This window comes from Microbulbifer maximicatervae (SeqCode) (genome assembly GCF_056231245.1).
In genome coordinates this window covers 4,066,664-4,084,003 of the sequence record NZ_CP174334.1, presented here as the reverse complement: position 1 = coordinate 4,084,003, position 17,340 = coordinate 4,066,664, and the positions used below count along the sequence as shown (strand labels likewise).

Genomic DNA, 17,340 nt, shown 5'->3' with positions numbered 1-17,340 from the left:
TATGAACAAGAAGCACCTTTCCCCTGTAGCCGCCGCAGTTGGCGCAGCGTTTATCGCCACTGCCGCTATGAATGTATCTGCTGCCAACAGTAATGCTAACCCCTTTGCCGCAGCAGACCTGAGCTCAGGCTACAACGTGGCGCTGGCTGATCACGACGGTGATGATAAAAAGAAAGAGGGTAAGTGCGGCGAAGGCAAGTGTGGCGAAGGTAAGAAAAAAGAAGGCAAGTGCGGCGAAGGTAAGTGCGGCGAAGGCAAGAAAAAAGAAGGTAAGTGCGGCGAAGGTAAGTGTGGCGGGTAATTTTTCGCTGTACTCAAAGAGGGTGGATACGCTTTAGCGATCCACCCTGTTTTTTATTGATCGCTGAAAAAAGTGAGACCTGAAAGTGTTGCGCGAGTTTTCCATAGAAGGTGCTGGGTTTGGATTGCGCCGGTCAATGATGGGTGAAAACCTTGATACAGATGCCGTAGATTTTCTGGAGGTAGCACCTGAGAATTGGATTGGTGTTGGCGGTCGCTATGGGCGCTGGTTTAAGGAATATACAGAGCGTTTTCCTTTTTTACTTCACGGTTTATCTCTCTCGATTGGTGCACCAGAACCATTGGATATGGACTTGGTTGCAGCCATTAAAAAATTTATCAAGCAACACAATATTCGCGGTTACAGTGAGCACTTGAGTTATTGCTCAGATCACGGCCATCTGTACGATTTATTGCCCATTCCCTTTACGCAAGAAGCGGTGATGTATGTTGCCGAGCGAATCCGTATGGTCCAGGACGCACTGGAAGAACGGATTGCAATGGAGAATGTCTCCTACTATGCGGCGCCGGGCCAGGAGATGACTGAACTGGCTTTTTTAAATGCGGTGCTGGAAGAGGCCGATTGTGATTTGCTTCTGGACGTGAACAATATTTATGTAAACTCGATTAACCACCGCTACGATGCGCTGGACTTTCTATCTGCACTACCTACTGAAAGAATTCGCTACGTACATATTGCCGGGCACTATGATGAGGCAGAGGATTTAAAGGTGGACACCCATGGTGCACCGGTTATTGATCCTGTGTGGGAACTACTCGATCGCGCCTACGATATTCACGGTGTGATGCCGACGCTACTTGAGCGGGATTTTAATATTCCGCCGATTCCCAAATTACTCGAAGAAGTAGGACATATTAAAACCATTCAGGCCAGTCACCAGGTGGAAGAGAGTTATGTCCTCAGTCGTCGATAAGCCCGAGACATTCAAAAGTGTGCAGCGGGACTTTGCTGCCCATTTGCGCGCACCGGATCAAGTTGCGCCGCCGGCAGAAATTGAGGACCGGCGTGTCGCTATTTATCGAGATTTGATTTACAACAATATTGAATCCTTTGTTGCCAGTGGATTCCCGGTATTGCGCAGTCTTTATAGCGACGAAAACTGGCATCAAATGGTACGTGATTTTGTCCACAAACACACATCCGTTAGCCCGTATTTTTTGCAGATCAGTGAAGAGTTTCTCTCATATTTACAGAACGAACGGGGAGAACAACCACAAGATCCTCCGTTCCTGTTGGAGCTTGCCCACTACGAGTGGGTAGAGTTGGCTTTAGATGTCAGTGCTGTGGAATTACCGGAAGGGCTGGCGATAGAGGGGGATGTTTTACAGCAAGTTCCTGTAGTTTCCCCTCTTGTCTGGAGCCTCAGCTACCGCTACCCAGTGCATCGGTTGGGGCCGGATTTTCAGCCCCAAGAGCCGCCGGAGGTACCGACGTTCCTTTTCGTATACCGGGATCGTTCCGACAAAGTGAATTTTATGGAGATCAATGCCGTCACCGCCAGATTGTTGCAGTTGGTCTCTGCGGGCGATTACACCGGCTTACAAATATTGGAACAGATGGCTCAGGAATTACCCAATATTAGTCGTGACTCCTTATTTGATTTTGGTGCCGATTTATTAGAAAAACTACTGAATAAAGGGGTTATTGCCGGTTTAAAGGCTTAGCCTGTGATTGCCTGAAACTCCTTTATCTTTGGCAAATCCCAGCTGCTATGCTGCCGAGGGTAGCTTACGAATTACTAGGGCGTTAGAATCCTTGGTCTCACTAGTTTGATATAAGAGGAGCAGGGTTGTGCTTGGAAGCAAAACTTTATCGCCCTGGTTAATGGCAACTCTGATAGCTGTTACTCCAGTAGGGGCGCTAGCGCAACAAGATCCGTTTGGTGGTGCAGCTCAAAACCCGGCTGCGGTAGATACCAGCGGAGCAGAGGATGCCAGTGCCGATGACGGGGGCCTGTCTCTCGAGGATGAGTACGGCTTTGATCCTGCCGATGAATTTGGTGGTGCCGAGGGCGAAGATTTATCACTTCGCGACCCCTGGGAAGGTTTTAATCGGGCCATATTCTCCTTCAACGATGGTGCAGATCGCTATGTGTTGAAGCCCGCCGCTGTCAGCTATCGCCAAATTACCCCGATTTTCGTGCAGCACGGTGTCAGCAACTTTTTCGACAATCTGCGCGAAGTTACCAATACTTTTAATGATGTTCTGCAGGGTAAATGGGGCCAAGCGGGCAATGACGCGGGTCGTTTCCTGGTGAATTCCACGGTAGGTATTGTCGGTATTCTGGATGTTGCCCAGCACATGGGTCTCGAGCAGGGTGATGGCGAGGACTTTGGCCAGACTTTGGCTGTTTGGGGTGTGCCTTCTGGCCCCTACCTGGTTTTGCCGCTACTGGGGCCATCCACTGTACGGGATACCCCAGCTAGGGTCGTGGATTACTACACCAACCCCTTGACCTATGTAAATGACGACGCGACCAAATATGCATTGAAGGGTACAGATATCATTCAGAGCCGTGCCAGCCTGCTGCAAGCGGAGTCCCTGTTGCATGGTGATCGCTATGTACTCTTGCGGGATGCTTACCTGCAGCGCCGCGACTATTTGATTGTCGATGGTGAAATGGATGTTCAAACCGAAGAAGAGGCCGCAGAGGCAATTGATCAGGGTGAAGTGGAAGAGGCTTCCGACTACTGATTTGTCACCTAGGGCAGATAACTTTTTAGAGCCTTTATATGGCCGGCCCCAGTAGCCTGGTGCTTACCGACGATGAGCGCTCCCGCAATTTTTTGCGAGGGGCGCTTTCGCGTTTTGGCTTCCAGGTAAGTGTTGCCAACAACGGGGAAGATGGCATCGGCCAGTTCAGCCCCGGCGCTTTCCATATCGTATTGATTGATCGCTATTTGCCGGATATGAGTGGGCTGGAGGTGTTGCGGCGGATAAAGCGCATAGCCCCAGAGGTGGCTGCGGTAATTATTGCCTCAGATAGCGCTGCCGATGATGTACTCCAAGCGATGCGCCTTGGAGCCAAAGACTACCTGGTTAAACCCCTGGAAGAAGCAGCGGCTATTGATCGTATGATCTGCCGTATCAGCGGTGAAGAAAACCTGGCGAAGCAGAATCGCGAATATAAAGTGACCTTGGAGCGTCGCAACAGTGAACTGCGGGATCATGTGGAGCTGCTGCGCAGAGACCAGGAAGCTGGCCGTTTACTGCAACAGCATTTACTTCCCCGTACCCCCTATCACTACCCCAGCGGTGTGGAAGCATCCTACCGGCTGGTTCCCTCCCTGTACCTGAGCGGTGATTTTGTTGATTACGGCTTGTTCGGTGAGCGCTTTGTAGCCTTTTACCTGGTCGATGTGTCGGGCCATGGTGTCTCTTCTGCGCTGGTTACTGCCCTGATTAAGCACAGCATTATGCATCGTTTGCGGGAGCGCCCCTTATTTGCCCAGCTGGACTCCCTCAGTGATGACTTGCTGGATGTCCTTAATCTGGTCAATGGCGAGTTGTTATCCACAAAATTGGGCAAGCACGCCAGTATGTTTGTCGGGGTTGTGGATAGTAGTGCCCGGCAATTGCACTATGCCGTCGCCGGGCAAATACCTATGCCGGCCCTGGTTAGTGAGGCGGGTGCAGACTGGTTGCCGGGAAAAGGGCGTCCCCTGGGTATTTTTGAACGGGGTGATTGGCAAGTGATGCGTGCTGAGCTGCCGCCCGCTTGGCGCCTGGTCGCTTGTTCCGACGGTGTACTTGAATTATTACAGGGCGATTTGCTCGATAAAGAGGCCCAGCTTTTGCAGGCTATTTCAGAGAGTGGGGGAGAACTCGACAGGCTCTGTCAGTCTCTAAAAATGGATACTTTTGGTGCCCTTCCGGACGATATTACGATTCTCACTTTAGGCCGCCAGTAATGCCTAAAACTTCTATCGATAGTCTTCGACTATGAAGTCGAATTTTGTGCTTTATCGCACTTGTCAGTCTGCATAGTCAGGAGTAAGCTCCGCCCACTTTATGCACAAAATTGCACTAGGCGCCAAAAACGTCAAATGCTATTGTGTTCTCTACCAGTGAACTTTTGCCATCCGCCTGCACTTCTATCAAAAGGTGTATTCGGGTGAGCCAGGGGTTGTTATGCAGTCCGGGCAAATTATGGTTGGGGCCCACCAGGGCATCTACGTCATCAAGTTAGTAGGTGATGTTCGTCTCAACCTTTGTACCTCATTTGATAGCTTTATCGACAACATGTTTGCACGGGGTGATTTTGCCGGAGTGGCATTTGATCTCGGTGGTGCAGAAGGTGTCGATAGTACGACTCTCGGCCTGATGGCGAAGATTGCTATTCGCGCTCTGGAGCGGGGCTGTGATAAGCCGTTGGTATTCTCTGCGGGTAAAGGTATCCGCCACCTGTTGGACGCTATGGGCTTTGATTCGTTGGTTGAAATCAGCGATACGGTCCACGATTTGAGCGTACCCACCACGCCTTTGGTATGTAATAGCCCTGACGAATGTGCTGCGCGGGAAAAGGTGTTGGAAGCTCACCGGGTATTGATGAGCATGAACGAGCAAAACGCCGAGACTTTTCGCGACTTGGTACATACCCTTGAGCGAGAATGTTCCCCGGTTGCCAAATCTTCGGCGCATTATCACTAGCTCTTATTCTCTCCTAATCCCCAGTCCTGGAAATCTCCCTTTCTTAGCAACGCTTCATATCCCTCGCTTCGGCGCGTGCCTTGGTGAAGAGTCCGTGTGGCAGATAAATTAGCTCTGCCACCCTGCGAATCAGGTGCTCCTCGAAAGCCTCGATAACATCATCTGAAAAAGCTACCTGCCACATCTGCAAAATCAGCAGGTATTTATCTCTCTCGCTGAACTGTTCATTCACCGCCTGGGTGAACTCGAACAGGGATGTGGCTCTGTCCCGTTGGCCAATAGCTTCACTGACTATTTCTGTGGCACTAGTCTGGTCGAGAGAGTAGTGCTGGCATAAGAGCTGTGTGAGCGTTTCACGCTCACACTCATCGAGCTTTTGATCGACAGTGGCGACCTCGACTAACAGCGCAGCGCTGATCATCCGCACGTCTTTTTCGTCACGTGCTTCAACATCAACGCTATTTCCTATCTGCTCAAACAGTTTACGGATTTGTTGCAGCATGAATTTCCTGCTGTCCCTTTACTCGGTTCTGTAACAATAGCTCTAAACGTTCCTGATCCTTCACGAAGTTCCGGATGCCATCGGCAAGCTTTTCAGTGGCCATGGCATCGCTATTCAATTGAAAGCGGAATTCGGCTTCAGGCAGATCCTGTGTCGGCCGGGATTTGGTTGCGGATACCGGTGGCAGGCCAGCAGCGAGAGGTGCCTCACTGTCCTCCAGGGCCTGTAATAGCTGAGGGCTGATTGTCAGTCGATCGCAACCAGCCAGAGCCTCAATCTCCCCGGTATTGCGGAAGCTGGCGCCCATCACAATGGTTTTGTAATCCCGGGACTTGTAGTACTCATAGATATTGCGCACCGAGATTACGCCCGGGTCCTCTTCCGCAGGGAATGACTCGCGGCCGCTGTTGGCGATATGCCAATCGAGGATTCGACCGACGAAGGGGGAGATCAGAGTTACCCCGGCTTCGGCACAGGCAATCGCCTGGGATTGACTGAACAACAAGGTCAGGTTGCAGTGGATTCCCTCGCGCTCCAGTACTGATGCGGCAGCAATGCCTTCCCATGTCGACGCGATCTTGATCAATACCCGCTCTTTGGCAATACCTGCGCGTTCATAGAGGGCGATCAGGTGGCGTGCGTAATCAATAGTAGCGCGGGTATCAAAGGAGAGGCGAGCATCGACCTCGGTGGATACCACCCCGGGCACCAACTGCAAGATTTCCGTGCCGATGCTGACAGCCAGTTTGATGGCGGCCAGGCGTGCAATATTTTCCGCGTTCGAGCCACCCTGGTGGCTTTCGGCCCACTGAAGTGCCTCGGCGATATGGTTGTCGTACTGAGGGAGCTGGGCGGCCTTAAACAGTAGGGAGGGGTTGGTTGTGGCATCTTGAGGACAATATCGGCGAATTGCTTCAATATCTCCTGTATCTGCTACAACCTGGCTGCGCTGTTTGAGTTGCTCCAACTTGTTCATGGTTCCTCCCTTAATTATTCACTGGTCTACATATTGAAAGCGGTCTAAGCGGCTTGGGTGACCTGGGCCAATGCCTGTTCAAGCACCTCGGGACCCGCCCCCGGCTTGTGGGCATTTTCGCTCAAATGGCGGCGGAAGCGTCGAGCACCAGGAAGCCCCTGGAATAACCCGAGCATATGCCGGGTGATATGATTCAAGCGCTGTCCGCGCTGCATTTCCTGCTCGATATAGGGCAGCATCTGCTCTACCACCTGGATGGCATCCGGGCCGGTCTCACCGCCAAATAATTGGCTGTCCACCTGGGCCAGGATTGTCGGGGTTTGGTAAGCCGCGCGCCCCAGCATTACACCATCCACGTGGCTTAAATGTTGCTGGCATTCCTCAATTGAATTGATCCCCCCATTAATAACAATTTGTAGCTGGGGGTAATCCTTCTTTAACTGGTAAACCATGTCGTAATTGAGCGGAGGAATTTCACGGTTTTCCTTGGGGCTTAGCCCCTTTAGCCACGCTTTGCGCGCATGGACGATAAAGGTATCCACACCGGCATTGGCCTGGGCCTCCACGAAGCGGGTCAGGCCTGGGTAGTCTTCCATATCGTCGATGCCGATACGGTGCTTGACGGTAACCGGAATAGATACCGCTTCCCGCATGGCAGTGAGTCCTGCGGCTACCACATCCGGTTCCGCCATAAGGCAGGCACCAAAACGCCCGGACTGGACTCGGTCACTGGGGCAGCCACAGTTTAGGTTGATTTCGCTATAGCCCCATTCCTCGGCGATACGGGCGCATTCAGCCAGTTCTTGAGGGTCACTGCCCCCCAACTGCAGGGCGACAGGTTGTTCAGCTGCATCAAATTGCAAATGTCGCTGTTGGTCACCATGCAGTATTGCCCCGGTGGTCACCATTTCCGAATACAGGCGTGCATGCTTGCTCAATAGGCGCCACATATAGCGGCAATGGCGGTCGCTCCAATCGAGAAGTGGTGCAGTGCAGAAACGGTGGGTATTAAATTCGGACATAAACTGCGGAGTAAAACACTAATAAAAACAGAGTAGCCGCCATTATATGGGATGCCTATGGTGATGTGCGGCTTTATTGTGAAACTTCGGGCACCTTTCCTGGAGTGAGTGCTTGCGGAACAGCAAGGTGGAACTCGAATAAGGTGGAACTCGAATAATGGTTGGCGGGCTTTATAAGGGGTGCTCTTATCCTAGCGGTTGCTTGTGTAACTAATAGTGTGAGAGATCTACGGTGGATGTAAAAGCTGGAACGGGTTGATATACCAAGAGCTTCTCATTCGATCCTTGATGGCTGATGTATGCAAGGTAAAGAGAGATCAGGTTTTATTCAGTTTGTACTTGCTGGTAATTTGAATTATCCACATTAGCAAAATAAATAGTGAGTGAACACAATGTTCTTCTGCTGACAGATTTCTGTGATGAAAGATAGAATTGCTCCGTCCTTAATACTGAGCCGATTATTTTGAGTGCAGTCTTTTCTTTGGTGGCAGTGCACTTCTGACTTTTTGGCCAAGCTCAACAAAATTTATAAAAGGAGTTTAGTATGAAGTTAAAATTAATCAGTGTGGGAGCTGTGGTACTGGTTTTGGGTGGATGCGCTTCATTAATGAAAGAAACTGTATCTAAAAGGGCGCCTTTTGATCTGAACTGTGATGCGGGCTCAATAACGATCCAGCAACTGGGATACAGAACTTATGGGGTTTCAGGATGTGATAAGCGTGCCACTTATGTATTGCAGGGACCTTGTTCAGGTCCGGGAAGTCAGTGTTTAGCAGTAATGAATTCCAATGTGGATGAAGGTTAATAGTAAAATTCGGGGGTAGGAGGTTTTTCTTGCTCCCCATTTTCTGGCTCCCAAGTAAATGGGGGCTATTGCGAGAAAGAAATTTTAGATATTTCTCTCGCGTTCAGAAGAGTTTTTTGCGGTTTCGGAATGTTGGGTATTGGGTGGGGTGGGTGGTTCCACACATAAAGTGGGTTCAAGTTTATTTAGTAATTTACGTGCAGTGGCACGATAGCTGGTTAGCTTACCGCCTGCTACCGCTAGAATTCTAGGCTTCTTGTTATCATCACAGCAAATAATGGTTTCCCGGGAGCGCGCAAAAGGACTCTTTTCCATTTCCGGAAGTACCCGTAGTCCGGAATAACTCTCGCAAATATCTTCTCCATTGAGCTCCCGGGCTTGAGAGAAATATTTCTGTACGGTCTGCAGAAGGTAACTCTCTTCTTCTAGTGTGGGGGTGACATCCCGAGGATCGCCAAAATAGGGGCGTTCTGTAGTTCCAACCAGAGTTTTATCCTGCCAGGGCATCACGAAAATCGCACGGCCATCATCGGCCTCCACATAGTAGATTTTATCGCCAAGAGAGAGGGGCAATAAAATATGGGTACCTGCGACCAGATCGATAGGGGGCAGCTCCACTGGCGGTGAACAGCGTGCATTCGTGTTGGCTACCCAGGGGCCACTGCAATTTATGAGCGCCCGGGTGCGCAACGTGCTGAGCTTGCCATTAGCAACATAGTCAACGCGGACCCCATCCCCAGTGACTTCTGCACCTACTAGGCTACCGGGACAGATAATCTGCGCCCCATGGGCAACCGCTGAGGCAACTACGTCCCGGGTAAGGGCTGCGTCATCGGTCTGCGCATCGTTATAGCGGAAGACCTCTTTTAGGCCTTCCCTATTCAGGCCTGGAAGGCTGTCCCACTGGGATTTGGGTATTCTGCGAAAGTATGAATCGGTGTTACTCAGTCCAGACAGAAGGCTGTAGAGGCTCAACCCAAAGCGGACCAGCCAGGCCGGTCTCTTGCTGTGCTGGTAGATAGGGATATAAAAAGGGACCATTCTCACGAGTTCAGGCTTGTTATCCAGTAGCCACTTTCTCTCCCGCAGGCACTCGTAGACCAAACGGAACTGGCCGCTCTCCAGGTAACGCAAGCCGCCGTGAATGAGTTTGGAGGAGCGAGAGGAAGTGGCGGCGGCGATACCCAGCTGTTCGAGTATCACCACGGAATAGTGATTTGTGGCCAGAACCTCAGCGGCTCCCGCTCCCTGTATACCTGCGCCGACTACCAGGACATCAAAATCCGTAGACATCACTCGCTTCCCGGGAGCGCATCAGCAGCGGCAAGTTGCCGGTGAGAATATGGTGAGCACCGCGCTTGCGCCAGAGTACTGCCTCTTCTGTTGAGTTGATTTCATAGACAACCCATTGCCAGGGGCCTGGGGGCAATTCGTCACATTCAACCTGGCTGTCGCGAATTAGTAGATATTCTGGCGCCAAAGTAACAATGTCGGCAGATAGGCACCGGGAGACACTATTGATCTCAAGGGCAACCCGATGCCAGCCCATATTGCGGGCGGCTCTGAGGCTGCGGCAGTCTGCGGTGAGTAGAGCGAATGACTCATTCTCAGTGTGCATCAGCTCCATTAACTTTTTAACGGCGGTGACAAATCCAGTGGCGGCGATATTGGCAGGTGAGATACCGATAAACCAATCCAGGTGGCGATGGCAGCTGGCCCAGTCTACCAGCTCGATAAAGCGATTGATCGACTGGTGGTGTAACTGTGAATCCCTAAGGGAGTGGAAGACCTGGGACTGGTCATTGCCGGGGATGTGCAGGCTATCCTCGTGGAAGCACCAGGGGGTGCCGTCGGCGCTGAAGCGGATATCGCACTGAATAGCGCAGGCCCCCAGATTATGGGCCGCCTCGAAAGCGGCAATCGTATTCTCTGGTTGGCGGGTCTTGTCGCCGCGATGAGCAATTAACATGTGAATCTGGTCCGAAAAGCGGGTGTTATTGTCGTCTGGAATTGGGCGTGATTTGGCCTTTGCCCAGAGATGAACCGGACCCTGGCTGGAGCCGGGTCATACAGGAAAAATAGACGGTGCCACCGCTGTTGCAAGGTTCACGGGGAGGAAATACGGGACCAGAGGGCTATCAATGGAGGGCTGGGGTTTTTACATAGTGATGATGCTGAATCGATTGCATACTGCCCATATGGATAGCGCGCCACTGAGTGAGCTAGCGGTATGTCGCGTCAGGATGATCTATTACGTTGGCAGTGTTTTACTTTTCAGGCGGTGTAGGGCAAATCAGTATTGTCTCTTATTTACTAGCGGGGCTGGTGATATTGATTTAAGGGAGGCTCATTAGGTTCCGATTTGACTTGTGGATAAAACAGCCCGATATTGCGCTTACTATAAGAAGTTCTAAGACTACCCGCTCTTTATGAAAAAAGTACTGCTTTCACTGCTATTCTTTGTCGTCCAGCCAGTAATGGCAGCTATGTCTGTGGATAAAATTGTCCTTTACCTGGAAGATACTCCCAGCGCCCGGGATGATGTTCTCGTCAGCAATCCAGATAATGAGACGCTATATATCCAAACTGAAATATTCCGTGTGGATAATCCCGGCCATGATAATGAGAGTCGAGTCAGGGTGATAAATCCTGATGAATTTAAACTCCTTGTCAGCCCCGCAAGAGCTGTCCTGGCTCCCGGAGAGAGAAAGCGCTTTCGCTTAATGGCCTTAGATAAAGATCTTGAAGAGGAAAAAGTCTACCGGGTGACTTTTAAACCCGTTGTAGGTGATATCAAGAGTGACAGAACGGCACTAAAAATCCTTGTAGCTTATCAGGCATTGGTATTTGTGCAGCCAAAAGGCGGAGCTTATAAAATTGATTTAGTGGCTGAAGGGGATAATTACCGACTCACGAATAGTGGCAATATTAATGTAGAAGTCGTGGAAGTTCGTCATTGTGTGACTGAAGAGAAGTGTGAAAAACTTGAGGCCACCGGTCGGTTATATGCTGGCACCAGTATCGAAGTAACGGGTAAACCCGTTGGCGGCGAGCTGGAAGTTTTACTGCGAGGGCAGCAGAGTGAGCGGGTTCGTTTTCCTCTTAGTGGCTAATTAGAATTGGTTGCTTGCCTATAGCAGGCTGGGCGGATTAAAGGATTATTTTGTATTTAGCTCACTGGCTGCTCACCGTTACTGTGAGTACATCGGTGTAGAGAGGTTCGCCCGCGTTTTCCCAGTCTGAGGGCGCAATGGAAATATAAATTCGCGCATTATCAGAAAGGCAGTTTTCATCCGAAGTTCGGCTAAAACTGCCGGAGATATCGCCAAGGCTATCCGGGGAAATGCCTGAAGTTGCAGCCAGGTTGTCTGAGAAGGCAACGCTGTAGGGGATTTGTTCACTGTTTCCCCCCAATTGATAGGCACTACTGCCTGATCCCCCGGTGCTGCCATTGGCGCTGGACAGGTTTACTGTGTAACCGCTAAATCCTATACCGCCAACACAAAAGTCCTCACTGCCCTCAATGGCCTGTCCAAACAGGGTGCCACTGTTGCTGAGGTCAATATCACCCAGATTGCGAATGGCGATGTTTGGCTCTACGTCCAGCACAATGTCAAACTGAACTGTTTCGGTGCCGGCAGTCCAAATAATAAAATAATTATTCAGTGTCATCTCAAAGCTGGCGGAGTAGCGGCTGGAAGAGGGTATTTGGCTGCTGTCCAGCTCGATCACTAAATAAGTATCTGCATCGTCGCTGGTGCCAGCAAAAGTAGCGGACTGAGTTCCTGGACTGAGTGTTTCCGTGGTGCCGTTATTGGCTCGAAATGAAATATCAATATCCAGCTGTTCACCACTGTCCGCAAATAGTGCGAAAGTAGATCCACTGAGCGGACTCACTTCTACATCGTAGCGTAGGGTCCAGCTTCCCAGCAGGCTTCGGGTAGTGAACTGAATTTCTTTAGGTTCTGATTCGTAATCAATAGTGTGTGAATCTTCCAAGCCACAAACTCGCAAATCGTCATTGCTGGAGCAATTTACCTGGGCTTGTACTGGTATATTAAATAGCGGAATCAACAGCGCAGAGACTAGGCCAAGTTTTTGCAGCTTCTTAGTTATGGACACGGCTTACCTCTGCTATTTGCCCAGTCTGGCATTTGGCCTCTGACTCTTCTATGGTTCCCAGGTTGAGCCAGCTATCACCTGATGAAGTGGCCTCGATTGAGGCTTTACAATTTCCCCAGCGAACTTCTGTATTTAGGATGGTGTTATGTTCACCGTGGAATTCCATTTGGAAAACGCCGTATTGGTCAGTTTTCGCTGAGTGTTCGCCAATGATTACTTCTGTATTTGCCAGCCCCTGGCCAAGGCTGGTTAATCGGCCCAGTACCAGGATTTGTGGCAGTATTTGGTAGCTGCTGGCGCCCACATTGCCCGGATACAGGGTAATGGTTTCGGAGGTTTCCCGGTAATCGAAAAAGCCCTCTTCCAGAGGCCGGAGGGAAAGGTCGTAACTGCGATAAGCCGGTAAATTAATCACTGACGTTGTGCCGCCTTTGGCGTATCCACGGCGGCTGCCATTAACCAAAACTTCAAAATCTTTATCTTCACTGCCTTCGATATTTACGATAACTGCGCTCTGGAGATTTTGCTCACCGCCCCAATTGAGGGAATTTTTTGTGGCAATTAGGTTGGTGCTGAACCCTCCGAGGTAGTTGATCGCACGGCCTTCATCATCATCGTAAAGCCCAACTGCAGTATTCAAATATCCGTGATGTCCCGCTAAATGCGTACGGGCCTCCAGGTAATTGGCTTCAGGGGATGCTTCCATAGAAAGCTGCTGTTCAAATTCAGCCGCCCATAAATCCCGGTCGTACCAGCGGCTTTGTAGTGCAAATCGCTCGCTGCTAGTGGTTTGTTCGCTGTTGTCGCTATAGAGATTAGCGGTGTGTTGCCAGTGTTTGGAGCGCATTCGGAACTGGAATTCCAGACTGGTGTATTGATCGCCGTCTGCATCACTGTGGGACAGAGTGGCGTTGCCGAGCCAGCGGGTGCTCTTAAAAATGGGGTGGCGGAACTCCAGGGTTTTTAACTTCTGGGCACTGCTCAGTGAATCGCCGTTGTCGATACTGCCGGGGAGTTGGTTTTGGTCCCGCTCGCTGAATCTTAGGGATAGCTGTCCGCCCAATATTGCTGTGCGCAAACTCAGACTTGTTTGGGAATAGCTGCCCGGCAGCAATGTATATTTATCGTTATTGAACGGCGTTTTATTGGCATCCAGCTCGGTTTTTACTGCACTAAAAGTCCCGTAGGGCATTTTAAGTAATGCCTGCAATCGGTATCCACTGCGTCCATCACCGGATGTCACCAAGCTTGGGGAGACTTCAACGCCTTCGCCAATCCAGCGACCGCCGACTTCCAACAATTGCTGCTCCTCGGTTGCGGCACCAGAAACAAAAAGACCCAATCCGGTCGTTAAACGGCGTGCGATAGAGGCCGTAATAATTCCATCGTCGTAGTGGTCCGGCAGAGTATCGTCCCAAAAACTGCGGGTGGGCAAACCTGCCTGCAAGCTCCAAAACCACTCGCCTGGGGCTGGCAATAGCGAATCCTTGGCAAAGAATTCGATATGCCGGCTTAATACCCGCCCCGCTTCATCGTAGGTGCGCACCTCAATGTCGTAGGCGCCGTGGGGTAGGGTAGAGGTGTTTAACAGGCGGTTGCCGGCCTCCAGTAGTTCAGTGTGGATAAGTCGCTCATCCTGATATACCTCGACTCTACCGCGCACCGGCATATTAATTTCAACCGGCGCTCCCTGTTGATAACTGATATCGGTTCGGGTGCGCTGGGAAGTGCGTAGCTCTACGCCATAGATCGCTTCCAGGGGCCGGAAATAGCCAAAGCCACCCTGGGGTTGTAAAAGGCCGGCCGAATAGGCTTGCCCCCGAAAATCCCGACTCCAATACAGGCTATGGATCCGGCTGTCCTGCTCTGAGGCTGCAGACCATTGTGAATGCAGAGCGCTCTCACCAAAGCTTACTATGGTGTTGCCATTTAATGCAGCGCTATAGCTGTCCGGGCCCCAATCACTTTCAACCCCACTCCAGGAACCGCTCAGGTTTTGCACGATAGAGAAGTCAGAACTCGCTTCCGGCAGATAAGGATCATTGATTGCCGCTTGTTGCGGCAACAGCTCTTGTGAGAAAAAAAGATCCAACCGGTAGAGCTGCTCATCGTAAATAACGGCAAACTCCGAGGGCATTAAGTAGCCGCAGCCAATCTGCCGGTTTGAGCGGCATACATGGTGACTGTTTCTTGTTTGCGGTCGTTCGAGGATGGAGAGAATCCGCTCGGTATCGCGAACCTCGGGCAACAGTTCGAGTACCTCAGACGGGGAGTCAAAGCGAACAAAGCGCGGATCTATTGTGACTTGCGCAGCACCAATTTCCCGGCCGCCGTAGTAGAGATCCACCACGAGTTGCTGGGGTTCGGTGAGATCATCAAACCCTTCAGGAGCAGAGGTTTCCAATAGGAAAGTCGCTGCGGTCGCTGCAAGGGTATCGGGGCAGGAGGCTTGCACCAGACACAAAGCCAGCGCAAGGCGCCCCAGATGACGTCCTGCCATATTGAGCTATGGCTGGCAGGGCCAGCCACTCTTTACTGTTACTCGGAGGCGACAGTGATCAGCAGGGTATCGGTATAGGTGGTGCCATTTAGCACAGTTGCAGTTTCCCAATCGCTGTTGGCCACAGTGATTTGGAAGCGCGCATTATCGCTGGAGCCACAGGAAGCGATATTCCGGGTTTGGCCTGTCAACGCATCGCCTTCGGTAACAGTTGTAAAAGTACCGGAAGTGCTGTTATCAAAACCAACACTGTAAGGGACATTGTTGGTGCCGTCAGTGAGGGTGAACTCAGTATCATTTACTGAATCATTACTGTCGAAAGTGATGCTGTAGGTGGAGAACCCGAGGCCGCCCACACAGAAATCTTCGGTGCCTACGGCATCGGTACCCAAAGTGGGATCGGTAATCGTGAGGTTGTCTACACGAGTGATCTCAATGGTGGGAGTGAAAGAGAGGGTGATATCACTGCTTGCACTATCAGTAGCGGCCATTGAAGCGGCAGAAATGCTGAAAAGGGTACCTGCTGCAATAGCAGAAAACAGTGTGCGAACTACATTTTTTTGCATGGTATGCCATCCTGAGCGATTAATTTATCGTTCTTAGGGAGAAGCTGCTCGCGGAAACCCCTGCAAAATTTGGGGTAATACGTTAGTCAAGCCATTCCTTCTTTATGGCCGCAATAATACTTTTTTCGTGATGTATGTCACGTCATTAGCTCACAATAATGAAGTTATGGCGCGTAAATATTCTTATTGAGGAGAAAACCCCGCCTGTGCCAAGAGGCTGGCCAGCGCTATAATCCTGCGGTTTAACGAGTCCTCCATTTATCAATCAGGTTTATCATGACCGTAAGAACCCGAATCGCACCGTCTCCAACCGGTGATCCCCACGTTGGTACAGCCTATATTGCCCTCTTCAACCAGTGCTTTGCCCGCGCTCAAGGCGGCCAGTTTGTATTGCGTATTGAAGACACCGACCAGCAGCGCAGTACCCCGGAATCGGAGAAAGCCATTCTCGACAGCCTGCGTTGGCTCGGGCTGGATTGGCAGGAAGGACCGGATGTCGGCGGCCCTCATGGCCCCTATCGCCAAAGTGAGCGCGGCGATATCTACAAAACTTACTGCGATGAGCTGGTACAAAAAGGGCACGCCTTCCACTGCTATCGCACTGCGGAAGAGCTGGAGCAGCTCCGCGAAGAACTGCGTGAAGCAGGTCGCATCGCACTGAAGCCCAGCGACTTGGCGCTCCCTGAAGAGGAAGTGGAAAAGCGACGCGCTGCCGGAGCACCTTATGTGGTGCGTATGAACGTGCCCGAAGAGGGCTCATGTGTAATTGAAGACCTGCTGCGCGGTACTATTGAAATCGACTGGGCCCAAGTAGACGCACAAATTCTGCTCAAGTCCGATGGTATGCCCACTTACCACCTGGCGAACGTGGTGGATGATCACCTGATGGAGATCACTCATGTTCTTCGCGGTGAGGAGTGGATCAACTCCGCACCCAAGCACAAACTGCTGTACGAATACTTCGGTTGGGAAATGCCGGTGCTCTGCCACCTGCCGCTGTTGCGCAACCCGGACAAGACCAAGCTTTCCAAGCGCAAGAACCCCACCTCTATCCTGTATTACCAGCGCGCCGGCTTTATGCCCGAAGCACTGCTTAACTACCTGGGCCGTATGGGTTGGTCCATGCCGGATGAGCGCGAGAAGTTTTCTCTCGAAGAGATGCTGGAGCACTTCGATATTAAGCGTGTTTCCCTGGGTGGCCCGGTATTCGATGTAGAGAAACTGTCCTGGTTGAACGGTCTGTGGATTCGTGAACTGGAAAACGAGCAACTCGCCGATCGCCTGACCGAGTGGATGTTTAACCGCGACAACCTGCTTAAGGTTCTGCCCCAGGCGAAAGAGCGCATGGAAACCTTCGGTGACTTTGCTCCGCTGGTTAGCTTCCTCGCCTCTGGCAAACTGCCCCTGACCGAAGACAGCTTCAGCGGTAACAAGCTGCCCCTGGATGACCAGAAGAAGCTACTCCAGTTTGCCCTGTGGCGTTTGGAAGCCCTTCGCGCTTGGGACAAGGACAGTATCTTCCAGGCGGTGAAGGCGCTGTCCACGGCCATGGAAATCAAGCTAAAAGACTTTAACGCTCCACTGTTTGTCGCCATCAGCGGCACCACTGCGTCCTTCTCCGTGATGGAAGCCATGGTGCTCCTGGGCCCCGATCTCAGCCGCGCCCGCCTGCGTCAGGCGATCGACGTATTGGGCGGTGCCGGGAAGAAGGTGCTGAAGCGCTGGGAAAAAGAGTACGCTGGACTCAAGTAAGGCTGATTCGCGTTGGTGAGCCCCTGGAAGCGGCAGCCTCCGGGGGCCTATGGTGTCGGCAGCTAACTAATTGATTAAAGAGTTATTTTTTCTGTTGACAGGCGCCTAAACCTTGCTAAAATG

The 17,340-nt window shown here is 51.4% G+C and carries 17 protein-coding genes; 9 read left to right on the top strand and 8 right to left on the bottom strand.

Translation table 11 applies throughout. From position 1 onward, the window contains the following. Nucleotide 1 precedes the first annotated feature (1 nt). From ACJJIS_RS17865 to ACJJIS_RS17840, 6 genes are all read left to right on the top strand, one after another. Complete coding sequence (locus ACJJIS_RS17865) at nucleotides 2-301, top strand: HvfA family oxazolone/thioamide-modified RiPP metallophore (protein ID WP_108731896.1); 300 nt, start codon at nucleotides 2-4, stop codon at nucleotides 299-301. 85 nt (nucleotides 302-386) lie between these two features. After that, complete coding sequence (locus ACJJIS_RS17860) at nucleotides 387-1,235, top strand: HvfB family MNIO-type RiPP peptide maturase (protein WP_445360421.1); 849 nt, start codon at nucleotides 387-389, stop codon at nucleotides 1,233-1,235. After that, nucleotides 1,216-1,986, top strand: coding sequence for an HvfC family RiPP maturation protein (locus tag ACJJIS_RS17855; RefSeq protein WP_445360420.1), 771 nt, complete (start codon nucleotides 1,216-1,218; stop codon nucleotides 1,984-1,986). Before ACJJIS_RS17860 ends, ACJJIS_RS17855 begins: the two co-directional genes overlap by 20 nt. A gap of 127 nt (nucleotides 1,987-2,113) precedes the next feature. Then, entirely contained in the window at nucleotides 2,114-3,016 is a 903-nt protein-coding gene (locus ACJJIS_RS17850; protein ID WP_413664483.1) for an MlaA family lipoprotein, read from the top strand. Between the two features lie 38 nt (nucleotides 3,017-3,054). Beyond that, entirely contained in the window at nucleotides 3,055-4,233 is a 1,179-nt protein-coding gene (locus ACJJIS_RS17845; RefSeq protein WP_413664484.1) for a PP2C family protein-serine/threonine phosphatase, read from the top strand. A 220-nt stretch (nucleotides 4,234-4,453) separates the two neighbouring features. Continuing rightward, complete coding sequence (locus ACJJIS_RS17840) at nucleotides 4,454-4,972, top strand: STAS domain-containing protein (protein WP_444914685.1); 519 nt, start codon at nucleotides 4,454-4,456, stop codon at nucleotides 4,970-4,972. Between the two features lie 43 nt (nucleotides 4,973-5,015). On the opposite strand, the gene ACJJIS_RS17835 is transcribed toward ACJJIS_RS17840, so the two are convergent. The 3 genes from ACJJIS_RS17835 to dusA are packed head-to-tail and all read right to left on the bottom strand — an operon-like array spanning nucleotide 5,016 to nucleotide 7,472. Continuing rightward, nucleotides 5,016-5,474 carry a tellurite resistance TerB family protein gene (locus ACJJIS_RS17835; protein WP_282934160.1) on the bottom strand — a complete coding sequence of 153 codons (459 nt, stop codon included), beginning with the start codon at nucleotides 5,472-5,474 and terminating at the stop codon, nucleotides 5,016-5,018. After that, nucleotides 5,455-6,450, bottom strand: coding sequence for a transaldolase (gene tal / locus ACJJIS_RS17830; RefSeq protein WP_475708738.1), 996 nt, complete (start codon nucleotides 6,448-6,450; stop codon nucleotides 5,455-5,457). Before tal ends, ACJJIS_RS17835 begins: the two co-directional genes overlap by 20 nt. Nucleotides 6,451-6,494: 44 nt before the next feature. After that, on the bottom strand, nucleotides 6,495-7,472 hold the full coding sequence (gene dusA, locus ACJJIS_RS17825; protein WP_444956751.1) for a tRNA dihydrouridine(20/20a) synthase DusA: 978 nt from the start codon (nucleotides 7,470-7,472) through the stop codon (nucleotides 6,495-6,497). A gap of 544 nt (nucleotides 7,473-8,016) precedes the next feature. On the opposite strand from dusA, the gene ACJJIS_RS17820 reads away from it, so the two are divergent. Continuing rightward, nucleotides 8,017-8,277 carry a hypothetical protein gene (locus tag ACJJIS_RS17820; RefSeq protein WP_475708737.1) on the top strand — a complete coding sequence of 87 codons (261 nt, stop codon included), beginning with the start codon at nucleotides 8,017-8,019 and terminating at the stop codon, nucleotides 8,275-8,277. Between the two features lie 84 nt (nucleotides 8,278-8,361). On the opposite strand, the gene ACJJIS_RS17815 is transcribed toward ACJJIS_RS17820, so the two are convergent. Then, nucleotides 8,362-9,570 carry a glycerol-3-phosphate dehydrogenase/oxidase gene (locus tag ACJJIS_RS17815; protein WP_475708736.1) on the bottom strand — a complete coding sequence of 403 codons (1,209 nt, stop codon included), beginning with the start codon at nucleotides 9,568-9,570 and terminating at the stop codon, nucleotides 8,362-8,364. After that, entirely contained in the window at nucleotides 9,554-10,246 is a 693-nt protein-coding gene (locus tag ACJJIS_RS17810; protein ID WP_444934988.1) for a glycerophosphodiester phosphodiesterase family protein, read from the bottom strand. The genes ACJJIS_RS17815 and ACJJIS_RS17810 overlap by 17 nt, the downstream gene beginning before the upstream one ends. A gap of 460 nt (nucleotides 10,247-10,706) precedes the next feature. Between ACJJIS_RS17810 and ACJJIS_RS17805 the strand changes: the two genes are divergently transcribed. Beyond that, nucleotides 10,707-11,390, top strand: coding sequence for a fimbrial biogenesis chaperone (locus ACJJIS_RS17805; protein ID WP_445359458.1), 684 nt, complete (start codon nucleotides 10,707-10,709; stop codon nucleotides 11,388-11,390). Nucleotides 11,391-11,451: 61 nt separating this feature from the next. Here the strand turns inward: ACJJIS_RS17805 and ACJJIS_RS17800 are convergent, their stop codons facing one another. From ACJJIS_RS17800 to ACJJIS_RS17790, 3 genes are read right to left on the bottom strand one after another with little or no spacing between them, the layout of a single operon-like run. Next, nucleotides 11,452-12,399, bottom strand: coding sequence for a hypothetical protein (locus tag ACJJIS_RS17800; protein ID WP_475708735.1), 948 nt, complete (start codon nucleotides 12,397-12,399; stop codon nucleotides 11,452-11,454). Next, nucleotides 12,386-14,899 (bottom strand): TcfC E-set like domain-containing protein, encoded by a 2,514-nt coding sequence (locus ACJJIS_RS17795; RefSeq protein WP_475708734.1) that lies wholly within the window; start codon nucleotides 14,897-14,899, stop codon nucleotides 12,386-12,388. Before ACJJIS_RS17795 ends, ACJJIS_RS17800 begins: the two co-directional genes overlap by 14 nt. A 38-nt stretch (nucleotides 14,900-14,937) precedes the next feature. Further along, a complete protein-coding gene (locus ACJJIS_RS17790) occupies nucleotides 14,938-15,465 on the bottom strand; it encodes a hypothetical protein (protein WP_445359460.1) in 528 nt (175 codons plus the stop codon). A 276-nt stretch (nucleotides 15,466-15,741) separates the two neighbouring features. On the opposite strand from ACJJIS_RS17790, the gene gltX reads away from it, so the two are divergent. Further along, nucleotides 15,742-17,217, top strand: coding sequence for a glutamate--tRNA ligase (gene gltX / locus ACJJIS_RS17785; RefSeq protein ID WP_475708733.1), 1,476 nt, complete (start codon nucleotides 15,742-15,744; stop codon nucleotides 17,215-17,217). Nucleotides 17,218-17,340: the final 123 nt, after the last annotated feature.